Here is a 16042-nt window from a genome sequence, read left to right as displayed (position 1 = left end):
CGGGCGTTTTGCTTTTGGTCGCTCGGCGCTAGATTTTGCGGCGATCAACGATCCTTCCGCCGCCTTCGCGCTGCAGGGTGCGAGGCTCCACCAGGCGGACCTCGAAGGACACGCCCAGTTCGGTCTGCAAGCGGATGCGCACGTTTTCGAGGATGCGCTGGGACTGCTTGATGGAATCGGTGCAGAAGGACTCCGGGGCCTCAAGAAGAATCGTGGCCTGGTCCATGTGCCCCTGGCGGTCCAGGACGACCTGGTAGTGCGGGTCCGCAAGACCCGTGGAGGCAATGAGCGTCTCGATCTGGGCCGGAAAGATGTTCACGCCGTGAATGATGAGCATGTCGTCGCTGCGGCCCGGGATGCGGGTCATGCGCCTGAAGGTCCGACCGCAGGCGCAGGGCGCCCCGATGAGGGTGGTCAGGTCGCCGGTGCGGAAACGGACCAGGGGGAAGGCCTCCTTGGTCAGGGTGGTCAGGACCAGCTCGCCCTTCCGCCCCTCGGGCAGAACCTCGCCGGTTTCCGGGTCCACGATCTCGGCCAGGAAATGGTCCTCGTTGATGTGCAGGCCAGCGCGTTCCAGGCACTCCCCGGCCACGCCCGTGATCTCGCTCAGGCCGTAGTTGTCCGTGGCCTGGACGCCCAGGCGCTCCTCGATCTCGCGGCGCGTTTCCTCGGTCCAGGGCTCCGAGCCGAAAAGGCCGAAGCGCAGGCTCAAGGCCGTCTTGTTGATGCCCATCTCGTCCAGGGTGTCGGCCAGGTGCAGGGCGTAGCTCGGGGTGCAGATAAGGGCCGTGGTCCGGTAGTCCTGCATGATGGAGATCTGGCGCCGGGCGTTGCCGCCGGAGCTGGGGATGACGGAGGCCCCGATTAGCTCGGCACCGGAGTGGATGCCGAAGGCGCCGGTGAACAGGCCGTAGTTGAAGGCGATCTGCACGGCGTCGTCCTTGGTCACGCCGCCGGCCGTGAGGATGCGCGCGGCCAGTTCGGACCAGCGGCGCACGTCGCCCGAGGTGTACCCCACCACCGTGGGTCTGCCCGTGGTGCCCATGGAGGCCTGCATGCGCACCACGTCGCGCAGGGGCACGGCGAAGAGCCCGTACGGGTAGTTCTCGCGCAGGTCGGCCTTGGTGGTGAAGGGCAGGCGCTGTACGTCGGCCAGGGACTGCACGTCGTAAGGGTCGATGCCCAGTTCCGCGAAGCGCCGCCGGTACAGGGGCACGTTGCGCGCCACGCGGTTCAGGGTGGCCTGCAGCCGCTCCAGTTGCAGAAGCTCCAGATCGCCGCGGTCCATGCATTCATATTCGCTCTGCCAGTACATCGTTCTCCCCCTATATCCCAAAATTCCCGACCATGCGCAGGACGCGTGAAAAGGTTCGAGTGCAAGGCGCAAGGCCAAAACGGGGCCGAAGTGTATCGATATATACATGAGGGCCCGTTTTGGCCGCAGCAACGCGGCAATCGGGCCTTTTCACGCGTCCTGCTCGCGGCCGAGGTAGGCGCGCTGGACGTCGCGGTTGGCCAGCAGCTCCGCCGCGCTGCCCTGCAGGATGACGCGGCCGTTCTCCAGGACGTAGCCGCGGTCGGCGATCTTCAGGGCGCTTTTCGCGTTCTGCTCCACGAGAAGGACCGTCAGGCCCAGCCGGTCGCGCAGTTCCACGATATGCCGGAAAATGTCGCGGACCACCAGCGGGGCCAGGCCCATGCCTGGCTCGTCCAGCAGGAGCATCCGCGGGCGGGCCATGAGGGCGCGGCCGATGGCCAGCATCTGCTGCTCCCCGCCCGACAGGGTCCCGGCGGCCTGGGCCCGGCGCTCGCGCAGGACCGGGAACATGGCATACATGGTCTCCAGGTCCTCGGCGATGGCGGCGCGGTCGCGGAAGCGCGGCCGGGTGTAGGCCCCCAGGCGCAGGTTGTCCTCCACAGACAGAGGGCTGAAGACCAGGCGCCCCTCGGGCACGTGGGAGATGCCGGCGCGCACGATCTGCTCGGGACTTCTGCGCGTCAGCTCCTCCTCGCCGAAGAGGATGCTGCCCTGGCCGGGACGGTTCAGGCCGGAGATGGTGCAGAGCATGGTCGTCTTGCCCGCGCCGTTGCCGCCGATGAGGGCCACGATCTCGCCCTGCCGCACATGCAGGGTGGCGCGTCGCACTGCGTGGATGCGGCCGTAGAACACGTCGACGTTCTTGAGGGACAGCAGGGTCTTCATTCCTCGTCCCCCCCGAGGTAGGCGGCCACGACCTTCGGGTCCTTCTGGACCTGGGCCGGCGTGCCGCGGCTGATGGTCTGGCCGAAGCAGAGCACCATGATGGCGTCGCTGATGCCCATGACCAGTTCCATGTCGTGCTCGACGAGGATGACCGAAAGCCCATAGGTGTCGCGGATGCGCACGATCATGGCCGCCAGGGCCTGGGTCTCGGCGATGTTCAGGCCGGCGGCCGGCTCGTCCAGCAGCAGGAGCCGGGGCCGCGCCGCCAGGGCCCGCGCCAGTTCCAGGGCGCGCTGCCGGCCGAAGGCCAGATCCTTGGCCGTGGCCTGGGCGTACTCGGCCATGCCGACGAACTCCAGGGCTTCCATGGCCTCGCGCCGGATGTCCGCCTCGACCCTGCGCGAACGCGGCGTGCGCAGCATGCTGTGCCAGGCCGGGACGCTCAGGCGGCCATGGCAGCCCATGGCGACGTTCTCGAGGACCGTCATGTTGGAGAAGATTTCCAGGTTCTGGAAGGTCCGGACCATGCCTCCCCGTGCCCGCTCGTGGGCCGGGGCCGCGGTGATGTCGCGGCCGTCGAAGCGGATGCTTCCGCCGCTTGGCGGCACCATGCCGGAGATGACATTGAGGAGCGTGGTCTTGCCCGCGCCGTTGGGCCCGATGATGGCCGTGATGGCGCCGGCCTCGGCCTCGAAGTCCACGTCGGCCAGGGCGTGCACCCCGCCGAAGCGCACGGAAACGCCCCGTGTGGCCAGCACCGCGCTACCCATGAGCGGCCCCCGAGGCGCCGCGCGCCGCCCAGGCCCGCCTGGCCCGGGCCCACAGCCTGTTCCATCCCCCGGCCATGCCGTCGGGCAAAAACATCATGCACAGGATGAGGATGGCCCCGAAGAGCACGACCTCGATGTTCTCGAAGGCGCGCAGGAACTCGGGCAGGACGGTCACGAAGAATGCGCCGACGATGGCTCCGGGCACGCTGACCATGCCGCCCAGCACGACCATGACGATGAGCTCCACCGAAAACATGAAGCCGAAGGACGACGGCGCGATGAAGGTCAGGTAGTGGGCGTAGAGCACGCCGGCCACCGCCGAGAACGCGGCCGAGAGGACGAAGACGAAGAGCTTGTAGCGGGCGATGTCCACGCCCATGGCCTGGGCCGCCTTCTCGGCGGTGTGCAGGGCTCGCAGGGCCCGCCCGATGCGGCTGTGCAGCAGGTTGAAGGACAGCCACACGGCCAGGCAGAGCACGCCCGCCACGACGCGGTACAGAGCCAGGTCCTTCTTCACCTCATGGCCGAAGAAGGACAGGCGCGGGATGCCGACGAAGCCCGAGGGGCCGCCGGTGATGTCCACGGTCTCGGTGAAGAGGATGGACAGGATGATGCCAAATCCCAGGGTGGCCATGGCCAGGTAGTGCCCCTTGAGTTTCAGGGACGGCATGCCGATGAGGAAGCTCACGGCCACGGTCAGGGCCACGCCGGCCAGCATGGAGGCCTCCACGGGCCAGCCGGCCGTTGTGCTGAGCCAGGCGCTCGAATAGGCGGCCAGGCCGTAGAACCCGGCGTGCCCCAGGGAGATCTGCCCGGCGTGACCCACCAGCAGGCACAGGCCCACGGCGTTCAGGGAGTGCAGGCAGCCCAGGATGAGGATGGTCAGGAAATAGTTGTTGGGCAGCGCCGCCGGCGCGAGCATGAGCAGCGCGAAGAAGCAGGCCAGCCAGATCATGTCCTTGCGGTAGCTCACGTCATACCCGCTTGGTGTCTTTGAGGCCGAACAGGCCCGATGGTTTGACGAAGAGAAGCGCCAGCAGGATGACGAAGGCCAGGGCGTCCTTGTAGGCCGAGGAGACGAACCCCGCGCCCAGGGATTCGAGGACGCCGAGGATGACCCCGCCCGCCGCCGCCCCGAAGGGGTTGCCCAGGCCGCCCAGGATGCAGGCCGCGAAGCCCTTGAGGCCGAGCATGATGCCCACGTCGTAGGACGTCATGGTGATGGGCGCGAGGATCACCCCGCCCACTGCCCCGACCAGGGCCGAGATCATGAAGGACAGCAGGACCATGCGCTGCACGCCGATGCCCACCAGGGACGCGGCCTTGGGGTCGTGGGAGCAGGCCAGCATGGCCTTGCCGTGAATGGTCCCGGAGAAGAAGGCCTTGAGGCCCGCCAGAAGCAGCAGGCTCACGGCCAGGACCCACAGGGCCTGCGGCATGACGGCCGCGCCCAGGACCATGATGGGCCGGTCGCCCGAAAAGGGTTCGAGCACGTGGGTGTCCTTGCCCCAGGCCAGCATGGCCAGGCCGCGGATGAGGATGGACACGCCGATGGTGATGATGATCAGGTTGATGGTCGGGCAGTCGCGCACGGGCCGGATGGCCAGGCGTTCCACCAGGGCCCCGGCCACGGTGGCCCCGACCACGGCCAGAACCACGGCCACGGGTTCGCCCAGGCCCAGGACGCGGGTGAAATAGACGCTCATCATGCCGCCGAGCATGACGAACTCGCCCTGGGCGAAGTTGATGACGCCCGTGGTGTTGAAAATGATGGTGAACCCCAGCGCCGTCAGGCCGTAGGTGCTGCCCAGGGTCAGGCCGGTGATGAGGTACTGCAGGAGGCTCGACGGGTCCATGTGCTCCCAAGAAAAAGGCCGGCGGACGCTTCCATCCGTCGGCCCGTTCGGACGTTGCGGTTCTACTCGGTCACGTTCCAGGTCCCATTCTTGATGGTGACCATTATAAAGGCGCTCTCGTCAAGCCCGTTGTGGTTCTCGGGACCGTAGGTGTACACCCCCGACACGCCGGCGAAGCCCGCGATCTTCTCCAGTTTGTCGCGGATGTCGGCCGCCTTGGCCGAACCGCCCTTGCGCACCGCCTCCAGGACCAGGGCGAAGGCGTCGTGGGCATACCCGCCGAAGGACGAGACCGGGGCGTTGTAGGCCTTGGCGTAGTCGGCCACATAGGCGTCCAGGACCGGCTTCTGGGGATGGTCGGCCGGGACAAGGTCCACGGCCACCAGGCGGCCGGCCGGGAGGACGAGCCCTTCGGCCGCGTCGCCTGCCAGCTCGATGAACTTGTCCGAAGCCACGCCGTGGCTCATGTACAGGGGCGTTGTCAGGCCCAGCTGGACGCGGTTGCGGGCCACCACGGCCGGGCCGGGGTTGGTGCCCCAGCAGATGATGGCGTCGGGCGAGGCGCCCTTGATCTTGGTCAGCTGGGCGGTCATGTCCGTGTCCTTGGGCCCGTAGACCTCGTCGGCCACGAGCTGGAAGCCTCCGGCCGGGACGAGTTCGTTCAGGACAGCGCGTCCGGCCTGGCCGTAGCCGTCGGAGACCGTCAGGATGGCCAGCTTGGAGAAACCCTTGGCCTTGGCGTTCTGGAGGATCTTGGACACGGCGTGGCGGTCCAGCTGCGGCGTGTTGAAGACCCACGGGTCCACGGGCTTGACGATCTTCTCTGCGGCCGCGCAGGACACCAGCGGCACCTCGGCCGAGGAGAAGAACTTGGAGATGGCCAGGGTGTTGCCGGAAATGCTCGGGCCGATGACCACGCTGACGCCGTCCTGGTCCAGGAGCTTCTTGGCGGCCATGACGCACTTGTTCACGTCGGACTCGTCGTCGTAGACGATCACCTCGACCTGCTGACCGTTCACGCCGCCGGCCGCGTTGACCTTGTCCTGCAGCATGACGAGAGTGTTCCTCTCGGGCTCCCCAAGAAAGGAGGCCGGGCCGGTCACGGAAAAGATGGCGCCGATCCTGATCGCGTCGGCCGCCAGGGCCGGACCGCCGGACAGCAGGGTGACAACAAGTGCAACGACCCACTTCGCCGCTTTCATGCAGACCTCCGAAACGTGTGAGGGTGAACCCGGAAAACCGGACGGAACAATTCGAACGATAATCGATAACCCGGCGACATATGGGCTGTCAATCGAGGAGGGAAGCCATTAGTCCCATAGGTCGTATAGGACCTATGGCCGGAGCCCCATGACTGCCGGGGCACCAAAATGCAAAAGCCCGTCATGCAGCATCATGACGGGCTTTCGTGACTGAATCGGGTGCGTATGGCTAGATCTTGTTCGCAGCCAGGGAAAGACGGGAAATCTTCCGGGCGGCGGTGCGCCAGTGGACGACCTTCTTGCTCGCGGCTTTGTCCAGAACCGTGGTGGCGGCCTTCAGGGCGGCGGTCACGGCATCCTGGTCCTGGGACTCGATGGCGGTGCGAACGGCCTTCATGGCGTTCTTCACACGGGTTTTCATCATTCTATTGCGCTCGCGGGCCTTGAGGCTCTGGCGGTGTCTCTTGAGGGCAGACTTGTGATTGGCCAAGATAAAACTCCTTTCAAAAATATACGCGTGTTTCAGTCAGTAATAAGATGTCTCTGCAATCCGGTGGCTGTAGCCGATGCCTTCGGAAACTGTCAAGCCCGCAGAACAGGCTAGACCTGGAATTTTCCGAAATCGGCCACCCGCCCCAGGGTCGTGACCAGACGCTGCAGGAGGTTCAGGCGATTGGTGCGCAAGGCCGCATCGTCGCACATGACCATGACGCCGTCGAAGAAGCCGTCCACCACCGGACGCAGGACGCCCAGAAGCGCGAGCATCTTCGGGTAGTCGCCGGCCTCGGCCAGGCGGGCCCATTCGGGCTCGACGCCCTGCAGGGCCGTCCAGAAGGCCTTCTCCGCCTCGCCTTCGAGCAGGTCCTCGCGGATCTGGCCCGAGAGTTCCTGCCCGGCCTGCTTGCGGATGATGTTGGCCGCGCGCTTGAAGGTCAGGACCGAGGCCTCGAAATCCGCCTCGCGGCTGAAGTCGGCCAGGGCCTCGACCCGCCGCCAAGTCTCGAAGATGTCGGCGAAGCCGGGGGCCATGGCCGCCTCCAGGACCAGGGTCTGCACGCCCTGGGCATTCCAGTAGGCGCGCAGGCGCTGGCCGAAGAAGTCCATGAGCTTATCCAGGGCCTCTTCTGGCTCAAGCTTCCACTCCACGCCCTCGTAGCCGGCCTGGGCCTCGCGCAGCAGATCCGCGAGATCCAGGGTCAGGCCCTTTTCGAGGACGATGCGGCACACGCCCAGGGCGTTGCGCCGCAGGGCGTACGGGTCGGCCGCGCCCGTGGGCATCATGCCCAGGCCGAAGCAGCCCGCCAGGTTGTCGAGCTTGTCGGCCAGGGACAGGATGACCCCTGCCATGCTCCCGGGCAGCGGGGAGTCCTGGCCCGCAGGCAGATACTGTTCGTAGAGGGCCTGGGCCACGGTTTCGCCCTCACCCTTCATGCGGGCGTAGATGCCGCCCATCTTGCCCTGCAGGTCGTCGAACTCGTAGACCATCTCGGACACGAGGTCGGCCTTGGACAGACGTCCGGCGCGGGCCATGTCCGCAGACAGCCCCGGGGCGATGCGGGAGGCGATGGACGAGGCCAGTTTTCCGAGCCTGCGGGTCTTGTCGCCCATGGTGCCCAGGGGGCCGATGAAGATGACCTTGTCGAGCTTGTCCAGCCACTGCTCGAAGGTGGCGGCGCAGTCTGCCTCCCAGAAGAAGCGGGCGTCCTCCAGGCGGGCCCGCAGGACCCTCTCCCAGCCCTTGCGGACCAGGGCGGGCTCGCGGGACTCGATGTTGGCCGCGGTCAGGAAGTACGGCAGGAGCTTTCCGTCCTTGCCGCGCAGGCCGAAGCTCTTCTGGTGGGTCTCCATGCTCGTCAGCAGGACCTCGGCCGGGAGTTCCAGGAATTTCTCGTGAAAGCCGCCGAGCATGGCACGCGGCGTCTCGACCAGGTTGGCCACCTGATCCAGCAGGGACTCGGACCACTCGACGGTCCCGCCCGCTTCCGCGGCCAGGCGGTCGCCGTCGGCGCGGATGGCGGCCTTGCGGTCGGCGGTGTCGAGGACCACCCTGCCCTGCTCAAGCAGGACGCGGGCGTAGTCGTCGGCATGGGGCACGGCGAAGGGGCCGGGGCCCATGACGCGGTGGCCGCGTGTCTCACAACCGGCCGTCAGGCCCGCGAACCCGAAGGGCACGGCCCTGCCGTCGAGCATGGCCAGGAGCCAGCGCACGGGACGGCCGAAGGTGCAGTCCTTGCCGATCCACTGCATCTTCTTGGGGAAGTTCAGGGACGGCAGAACGGCCGCGCAGGTCTCGGCCAGGATGTCGGCCGCGGGGCGGCCGCCGACGGTCTTCTTCAGGGCCAGGTACTCGCCCTTGTCCGTCTTCTCCACGTAGACCTGGTCGAACTCGACGTTCTGGGACTTGGCGAAGCCCAGCCCCGCCTTGGTCGGCTTGCCTTCGGCGTCGAGGGCGATGCGCACGGGCGGGCCCGAAACGACGATCTCCTCGGTCTTCTGCACGTCGGCCAGACCCGTGATGTCCACCACCAGACGCCTGGGCGTGGAAAAGGAGGCCACGGCGCCGAATCCGAGCCCGGCCTCGCCGAGCAGGGTCTCGAAGCGTTCGCGCAGTTCGCGGTCCAGCAGCGGCAGGAAGCGCGCCGGCATCTCCTCCACCCCGATCTCAAGAACGAAATGACTCATGAAAAAACTCCCTATGCAGAACCCGTGAAGGGGAAGGTCAGGATTTCAGAAGCGGATGCCCCATGGCCTCGCGCTGTTCGACGTACAACCTGGCCACGGCCGAGGCCAGAGCCCGGACCCGTGCGATGTACTTGGCCCGCTCGGTGATGGAGATGGCCCCGCGGGCGTCCAGCAGGTTGAAGGTGTGGGAGCACTTCAGGCAGAAGTCGTAGGCCGGCCAGGGCAGCCCGGCCTCGCAGAGCTTGCGGGATTCGGCCTCGCAGGCGTTGAAGAAGCCCAGCAGCATGTCCTGGTCCGAGTGGTCGAAATTGTACTTGGAGTGCTCCACCTCGGCCTGGTGGTAGACCTGCCCGTAGGTCACGTGGTCGTTCCAGGCCAGGTCGTAGACCGACTCCTTCTCCTGCAGGTACATGCACAGCCGCTCCACGCCGTAGGTGATCTCGCAGCTGACGGGCTCCAGGTTGATGCCCCCGACCTGCTGGAAGTACGTGAACTGCGTGACCTCCATGCCGTTGAGCCACACTTCCCAGCCAAGGCCCCAGGCGCCCAGCGTCGGGCTCTCCCAGTCGTCCTCGACGAAGCGGATGTCGTGGACGTGCTTGTCGATGCCGAGCACACCGAGGCTGTCCAGGTACAGTTCCAGCACGTTGGCCGGGGAAGGCTTCAGGATGACCTGGAACTGGAAATAGTGCTGCAGACGGTTGGGGTTCTCGCCGTAGCGGCCGTCCGTGGGGCGGCGGGTGGACTCGGGGTAGGCCACCTTCCATGGCTCGGGGCCCAGGACCCGCAGGAAGGTCGACGGGTTGAAGGTCCCGGCCCCGACCTCCATGTCGTATGGGAACTGCAGCACGCAGCCCTGTTCGGCCCAGAAACGCTGCAGGTTGCTGATGACGTCCTGAAAATTCATGCGAAGCTCCTTAGAACGATATGCCCGGCCGCGTCAGCACCGCACGAAGCGGTTGCCCTCGCAGGTCAGGCCCAGATGGCATTGGACAAAGGCGTCCACGAGGTGGGCGCATTCCTCCCGCACCCTGGCCGGCGGCATGAGGCCGGCCCATTCCTTGGGTCCCGTGCGGGCCAGATGGTCCAGCAGGCCCAGGGTCTCGCGGGAGGTGGAAATCTTGGCGCCGCCCCCCGAGGGGCAGCGCAGGCAGTAGAGCCCGCCCTCCTGCACGGCGAAGACCGAGCGGTGATGGGCGTTCAGGGGCCCGCCGCACTCGCGGCAGCTCCGCAGGTCCGGCTGGTACCCCTGGGCGAAGGCCATCTTGGCCCGGAACAGCAGCGGGATGAACCACGAGCCCGGCTCTTCCCGGTCCAGGGCCTCAAGGGTCTCCAGCAACAGGGAGTAGGCCGGCGAGTACCCGTCCGGGGCGAAGGACAGGGATTCAAAGAAGCGTACGCAGTTGCTGATCATCCCCAGCTTCTTCAAGTCCCGCTTGAGGGTCGGGAAGCCGTTGATGAGGGTCCCCTCCTCCAGGCAGTAATACTCCTGGCGGCCGCGGCTGACCCGGAAATGAACCACGCTCAGTTGGTCCAGGCAGCCGCAGAAGCGCCGGCGGCTGCGATGGCCGCCGAAGGCGAAGCCCGTCAGCAGGCCGTGGGTGGGTGAAAAAAAACGGACCCAGCAGTCCGCTTCTCGAAACGTGCCCACCCGCAGCACCAGAACCTGTTCGGAAAATTCCACGCTCCGATCCTCGCCGACGCCTCGGGCGCCGGCCTACTGCACGACCAGCGTCCTGACCTCGCCGAGCTTGGCCTCGAAGGGGTAGGGTTTGCCGTCGAGTTCGAGGGCGACACCGCCGGCGTTGCCGAACTTGATGCTCAGGGAGTCGTGGAAGGTGATTGTCGCCGACTCCCCCTTGCGCAGAAAATAGTCCACGACCTTGTCGTCGGGCCGGGCCTGCAGCCAGCTGGCCGAATGCGCGCTGATGCGCAGCGTCCGCTCGCCGCCTGCTGCCGCCGGAGCGCTCGGGGCCTGCTCCCGGGTCGCCGCCGGGGTGGCGACGGACACGTCGGTCCGGTTCGCAACCGCCGGGGCCGGCTCCTGTCCGACGGCAGGCGCGGCAGAGGCGTTGGCGGCGACTTCGGCGGCGGGCGTGGCGTTCTGCCCTTCCTCGGCTCCAGCCGGGAGTTGCGGCTCGGCGGCGACCTCCTGCATTTGCGTCAGGGGCGCAGGCACATTCTCGGGCGGCAGGGTCTGGGACTGGGGCGCCGGTGCGGGCGCGGGCTCCTGCACGGCCGGCGCGGGAGCTTGGGCCTGGCGCGAACGGTAGACGTCGAAAACGTACCAGCCAAGCGCCCCCAGGGCCAGGATGCCGACAATGGCGACCACGCGCACGATGGTGTTCACATGGTCCGCATCGTGGGTCCGGACCTTGATCCTGGGCGCATGGTGCTCGGGGTGGTCCGCTTCCGTGGGCACGGGGTACTCGCGGCTGAAATGCGCGCAGAGGTCCTGCGCATCGAGGCCGAGCAGAAGGGCGTAGCTCCGCACGAAGCCCCTGGCGTAGACCGGGTGGGGAAATCTTTCACGGTTGCCCTCTTCGAGGGCGGAAATGACCGAGGGAGCGATCTTGGTCCTTTCCTCGACCGCTTCGATGCTCAGCCCTTTTCGCTCCCGTGTCTCGCGCAGCAACGTTCCGATTTCGATCAGATCCATATTCCGCGTCACTCCATCGTGGATTGGAAAAAGGGGCCTAGAGCCGCTTTTCGATCACGGCCTTGGCGCGCAGCCCGGCCATGTATTCCTTGAAACGCTCTTCGAGCTTGGGACGCAGGATGGCCTCGCGCACCTCCTCATCGACGGCGCCCTGCTCCTGACGCGCCTCGTCCTTGCGGTCAAGCAGCTTGAGGATGACCCAACGCTCCTGAATCAGCTCGGGACGGCTCATGTCGCCAACGGCAAGGTCCCGCAGGGCATGCCTCCAGGGCTCGGCCAGATCGCGCCAGCGCACCCCGGCCATGACGCCGTCATCGGCCTTGGGGCCGACGGAATACCTGTCCACTGCCTCGGCGAACCCGACTTCGCCCGAACCGATCCTGGTCCAGAGCTCCTCGGCCTGGGCCGAGTCCATCACGGCCAGGATCTGCAGGTCCACGGTGCGTTCCGTGGACAGTTCGGCGCTGTTGCGCTCCTTGTAGGCGTCGATCTCTTCCTGCGTGACCACCACTTTGCGCCTGACCATGTAGTTGATGATCTGGTGCTTGACGATGTCCTGACGGCTGCGCTCCTTGAATTGCTCCACCGTCAGCCCCTGCAGGCGCAGGGAACGCTGGAAGTCGTCCTCGGTCATGCGGTGCCGGGCCTTGAACTGCCGCATCTCGTTCTCGACCTCCGAGTCGGAGACCTCGACCTTGAGCCTGGCCGCCTCCTGGCGCACGATAATGTCGTCGATCATGCCGTCGAGCACCTGCGGGGCGATCTTGGCGGCCTCCTCGGCCGGCGGCGTCTGGCCGGCGATGAGGCGGATCTGCTGCTGCAGGTCGACGTAGGTGATGATCTCGCCGTTGACCACGGCGACGATGCGGTCCAGAACCTGCGCGCCCTGCGCCTGGCCCATGGCTACGAGCAGAAGAGACATGACCAGAAGAACACGGAAACACGATTTTTTGATCATCGGAAGTTCTTATCCTTTGAATATGTCGCTGAAAGGGGGATCTTCGACGTGCGCGAACGGCCGAAACGGCGTCTCGAAAAGAACGCGGGGCCAGGACGCGCGAACGTCAAACGCGTTCACGGTACTAACCTTGAGCGCAGGCCGAGTCCAGTTCAATCTTGTCCCGCCTCCGCGGCGTCGGCCCGCACCCTGTCCCGCAGGCCCAGGAGCATATCCTTGAGGGCCTGCATGGCCGCCGTGACGGTAACGTGCCCCGGCATGCGCAGCTCCAGCTTGGCCGGCGGAAGGATCCTGGCCGCAGCGGCGTTCTCCCCCACCCAGGCCATGAGGCGGACCGGGTCGAGGTTGTGGCGCGTCTCGTCCCAGTGCACCAGGGCCCGGTCCTCGAAGAGGTCCATGCGCACGGCGCCGAGTCTGCGCGCGTCGATCTTGATCATGAGCACGGCCACGAAGGTCTTCAGGGCGTCGGGCAGGGAACCGAAGCGGTCGCGCATGTCGTCCACGATCTCGGCGATCTCCCCCTCGTCGCGGCAGGACGACAGGGCCTTGTAGTAGTGCAGGCGCTCCTTGGGGTCCGACACGTACTCCTCGGGGATGAGGGCCTGGAAGCCCAGGTTGAGCTCCGGCTCGATCTCGGTCTCGACCTTGCCGCCCCTGAGCCGCGTGACCTCCTCCTCGAGCATTTCGAGGAACAGGTCCAGGCCGACCTTGCCGATGGTGCCGGATTGGGCCTCGCCAAGGATGTTGCCGGCCCCGCGCAGGCGCAGGTCCTCCATGGCCACCTTGAAGCCGGCGCCGAGGTAGTCCATGTCGAGGATGATCTTCAGGCGCTTGCGCGACGTCTCCTGCAGGCGGTCCAGGTCGGGAATGATGAAATAGGCGTAGGCCTGCTCGCTGGAGCGCCCCACCCGGCCGCGCAGCTGGTAGAGCTGGCCCAGGCCGAAGAGCTGGGCCTGGTCGACGATGAGGGTGTTGGCCCGCGGGAAATCCAGCCCCGACTCGACGATGGCCGTGCAGACCAGGACGTCGAGTTCGCCGTGCCAGAACTTGTGCATGGTCTCCTCGAGGTCGTGGGCCTTCATCTGGCCGTGGCCCATGCCGACCCGCGCCCCGGGCACCAGGGAGGAGACGAACTCCGCCACCCGCTCCAGGCCCTGCACGCGGTTGTAGACCCAGAAGACCTGCCCGCCGCGGGCCAGTTCGCGCTCCAGAATGGCCCGAAGCTGCTCGGGGTCGCGCTCCATGAGGGAGGTTTCGACGGGCTTTCGGTCGCGGGGCGGGGTCTCGATGACGCTCAGGCCCCGGATGCCGGACAGGGACAGCTGCAGGGTGCGCGGGATGGGCGTGGCCGTCAGCGTCAGCACGTCGATGGTCGAGCGCATCTTCTTCAGGCGCTCCTTGTGCTTGACGCCGAAGCGCTGCTCCTCGTCGAGGATCATGAGCGCCAGGTTGGCGAACTCCACGTCCTTGGAAAGCATGCGGTGGGTGCCGATGAGCACGTCCACCTGGCCGCGCCTGGCGGCTTCGAGGACCCGCTTCTGCCCCGCCGCCGGGACGAAGCGGCTGAGGAGCCCGACGTTGATGGAAAAGGGTTCCATGCGCTGGCGGAAGGTCTGGTAGTGCTGCTCGGCCAGGACCGTGGTCGGACACAGCAGGGCCACCTGCTTGCCGTCCAGGACGGCGCGGAAGGCCGCGCGCAGGGCCACCTCGGTCTTGCCGAAGCCCACGTCGCCGCAGACCAGGCGGTCCATGGGCTCGGGCTTCTCCATGTCGGCCAGCACGTCGGCGATGGCCTTCTCCTGGTCGCGCGTCTCCTCGAAGCCGAAGCTGGCCTCGAACTCCCAGTACAGCTCCGAGACGGGCTTGTAGCGGTAGCCCTTGGCGATCTTGCGGAAGGCGTACATCTCCACCAGGTCGCGGGCGATCTTGGCGATGGACTGCCGCGTGCGCTCGCGGGCCTTGGACCAGGCCGTGCCGCCCAGGCGGTCCAGGGCCGGGGCCGCGCCGTCGGGCCCCTTGTAGCGCTGGACCTGGCCGAGGCGGTCCACAGGCAGGTAGAGCCTGTCCTCGCCGTCGTACTGCAGCAGGAGGTAGTCGTTGGCCACGTCGCCGAACTTGATGCGCTGCAGGCCGCCGAAACGGCACAGGCCGTAGTCGCGGTGCACGAGGAGGTCGCCCTGCTCCAGTTCGTCGAAGGCGTCGAGCCCCTTGAAGGCCTTGCTGGCGGCGCGCTGGGCCTTGGGCGCCCCGGGCTGGAGCACGGACTCGGGCAGGAGCTGCATGCCGGCCCAGGGCAGGCGCATGCCGTGGCCCAGGGAGCCCACCAGGGCGAAGATGCCCGACTCGCCGGGCGCGTAGGCCGTCTTGAAGACCTGGTCGTCCTGGGCCGCGAGCTGCATGAACTTGCGGCGGGACTGCTCGGAATGGAAGCACAGCAGGGTCTGGCGCCACTCGCGCCGCCAGGCGTCGAGTTCCTGCATCAGGGCCCGCCAGGGGCGGTTGCGGCTCTCGGGGGTCCAGAACAGGTCCTCGAAGGCGTTGACCGCCTCCTCGGGCAGGTCCGTGCCCTCCTCCCTGACGCCCATGACCAGGCTCTCGCAGAGAATCTGCCGGCCCTGCTCCCAGATCCGGCGCACGTCGCCGGGGGTCTGGATCAGGCCGTGCCGGGGCCACAGGCGCTCGTCGTCGCGGAAATGGTTCTGCCAGGCCCAACTCGTCTCCTCCAGCTTGGTGCGCAGGTCCTGGGCCTCGGCCATGAGAAAGACGCTCCCCTCGGGCAGCCAGGACTCAAGGCCCACGGTGTCGGGGTAGTACATGCTCGGGGGCAGGTGCGGGTGGGGCTGCAGCAGCTCCTTTTCAAGATCCGCCCGCGTGCCCTTGGAGATCTCGCCCAGGCGCATCCAGCCATCGAACATGCCCCGGGCGGCCTCGCGGTAGGTTTCGGCCCCGATGCACCCGGCCACGGGCAGGATGACGGCCGACTTGAGCTCGGCCCGGGAACGCTGGGTCATGGGCTCGAAGAGGCGGATGCGCTCCAGGGCGTCGCCGAAGAATTCCAGGCGCACGGGGTGCTCGTAGCCCGGGCAGAAGATATCCATGATGTCGCCGCGCAAGGACGCCTCGCCCATTGCCGTGACCATGGACACCCGGGTGTACCCCCAGTTGACCAGGGTTTCGAGGAGGTCGTCCTGGTCGATCTCGTCACCCTGCGCCACGGAAAGATGCTCACGCTGCAGCAGGTCCGGATGGGGCCATTTCTGGATCAGGTTCTCCAGGGGCAGGAGAACCCCTCTGCCCTTGCCCTTGTGGGCCAGGGCGAAGAGGGCGCGCCAGCGGTCGGGCCAGGGTGAACGGCGCGGGTCCTCGACGTTGTAGTGCGGAAAGCGCAGCCAGCGGCGCTCCCAGAAATTCCGTTCCTGATCGCCGGGCGACATGAGGCGCGCCAGGGAGGCGTACAGGGGCATGTCCGCGCTTGGCGGCAGAACCAGCACGACGTTCTGGCCGCGCTCCATGAAGGCGTGGGCCAGATACATCTGGGCCGCGGGGCCGCTCTTGAAAATCCGCTGCTGGCGGTCGGCGCCGGAGACGAGCTTCTGCAGGGCTGGGGGAATGAACACGCGGTACCGGTCACGGGTTGGAGGAACGGGGAAAGGCCGCCCCCCCGTCGGGAGGCGGCTTGCGTATCGGATTTCGGCGACTCGCGGCCGGGCAG

Annotated in this window: 13 protein-coding genes; all 13 read right to left on the bottom strand. The window is 67.0% G+C overall.

Annotated features, from left to right (window positions below):
* Window positions 1-28 precede the first annotated feature (28 nt).
* Window positions 29-1315, bottom strand: coding sequence for a phenylacetate--CoA ligase family protein (locus ACZ5AC_RS05105; RefSeq protein WP_464249874.1), 1287 nt, complete (start codon window positions 1313-1315; stop codon window positions 29-31).
* Between the two features lie 150 nt (window positions 1316-1465).
* Window positions 1466-2194 (bottom strand): ABC transporter ATP-binding protein, encoded by a 729-nt coding sequence (locus ACZ5AC_RS05100; protein ID WP_464250596.1) that lies wholly within the window; start codon window positions 2192-2194, stop codon window positions 1466-1468.
* Between the two features lie 5 nt (window positions 2195-2199).
* On the bottom strand, window positions 2200-2973 hold the full coding sequence (locus ACZ5AC_RS05095) for an ABC transporter ATP-binding protein (RefSeq protein ID WP_464249873.1): 774 nt from the start codon (window positions 2971-2973) through the stop codon (window positions 2200-2202).
* Window positions 2966-3946: a branched-chain amino acid ABC transporter permease gene (locus tag ACZ5AC_RS05090; RefSeq protein WP_464249872.1), complete on the bottom strand. Its 981-nt coding sequence runs from the start codon at window positions 3944-3946 to the stop codon at window positions 2966-2968. Before ACZ5AC_RS05090 ends, ACZ5AC_RS05095 begins: the two co-directional genes overlap by 8 nt.
* Window position 3947: 1 nt before the next feature.
* Window positions 3948-4829, bottom strand: coding sequence for a branched-chain amino acid ABC transporter permease (locus tag ACZ5AC_RS05085; protein WP_464249871.1), 882 nt, complete (start codon window positions 4827-4829; stop codon window positions 3948-3950).
* 62 nt (window positions 4830-4891) lie between these two features.
* Window positions 4892-6031, bottom strand: coding sequence for an ABC transporter substrate-binding protein (locus tag ACZ5AC_RS05080; RefSeq protein WP_464249870.1), 1140 nt, complete (start codon window positions 6029-6031; stop codon window positions 4892-4894).
* A 229-nt stretch (window positions 6032-6260) separates the two neighbouring features.
* A complete protein-coding gene (gene rpsT, locus ACZ5AC_RS05075) occupies window positions 6261-6521 on the bottom strand; it encodes a 30S ribosomal protein S20 (protein WP_464249869.1) in 261 nt (86 codons plus the stop codon).
* 110 nt (window positions 6522-6631) lie between these two features.
* Window positions 6632-8713, bottom strand: coding sequence for a glycine--tRNA ligase subunit beta (gene glyS / locus ACZ5AC_RS05070; RefSeq protein WP_464249868.1), 2082 nt, complete (start codon window positions 8711-8713; stop codon window positions 6632-6634).
* A 37-nt stretch (window positions 8714-8750) separates the two neighbouring features.
* Window positions 8751-9620: a glycine--tRNA ligase subunit alpha gene (gene glyQ, locus ACZ5AC_RS05065; RefSeq protein ID WP_464249867.1), complete on the bottom strand. Its 870-nt coding sequence runs from the start codon at window positions 9618-9620 to the stop codon at window positions 8751-8753.
* A 33-nt stretch (window positions 9621-9653) separates the two neighbouring features.
* Window positions 9654-10397, bottom strand: a complete 744-nt coding sequence (gene recO, locus ACZ5AC_RS05060; RefSeq protein ID WP_464249866.1) for a DNA repair protein RecO — start codon at window positions 10395-10397, stop codon at window positions 9654-9656.
* Window positions 10398-10430: 33 nt separating this feature from the next.
* Window positions 10431-11372 (bottom strand): helix-turn-helix domain-containing protein, encoded by a 942-nt coding sequence (locus ACZ5AC_RS05055; protein WP_464249865.1) that lies wholly within the window; start codon window positions 11370-11372, stop codon window positions 10431-10433.
* A gap of 37 nt (window positions 11373-11409) precedes the next feature.
* Window positions 11410-12330 carry a SurA N-terminal domain-containing protein gene (locus tag ACZ5AC_RS05050; RefSeq protein WP_464249864.1) on the bottom strand — a complete coding sequence of 307 codons (921 nt, stop codon included), beginning with the start codon at window positions 12328-12330 and terminating at the stop codon, window positions 11410-11412.
* A gap of 152 nt (window positions 12331-12482) precedes the next feature.
* Window positions 12483-15947: a transcription-repair coupling factor gene (gene mfd / locus ACZ5AC_RS05045; protein WP_464249863.1), complete on the bottom strand. Its 3465-nt coding sequence runs from the start codon at window positions 15945-15947 to the stop codon at window positions 12483-12485.
* Window positions 15948-16042 lie beyond the last annotated feature (95 nt).

It is taken from the genome of Desulfomicrobium aestuarii (assembly GCF_055385525.1).
Note: the sequence above shows the minus strand (reverse complement) of the source record. Positions and strands in the feature narration are given on the sequence as shown.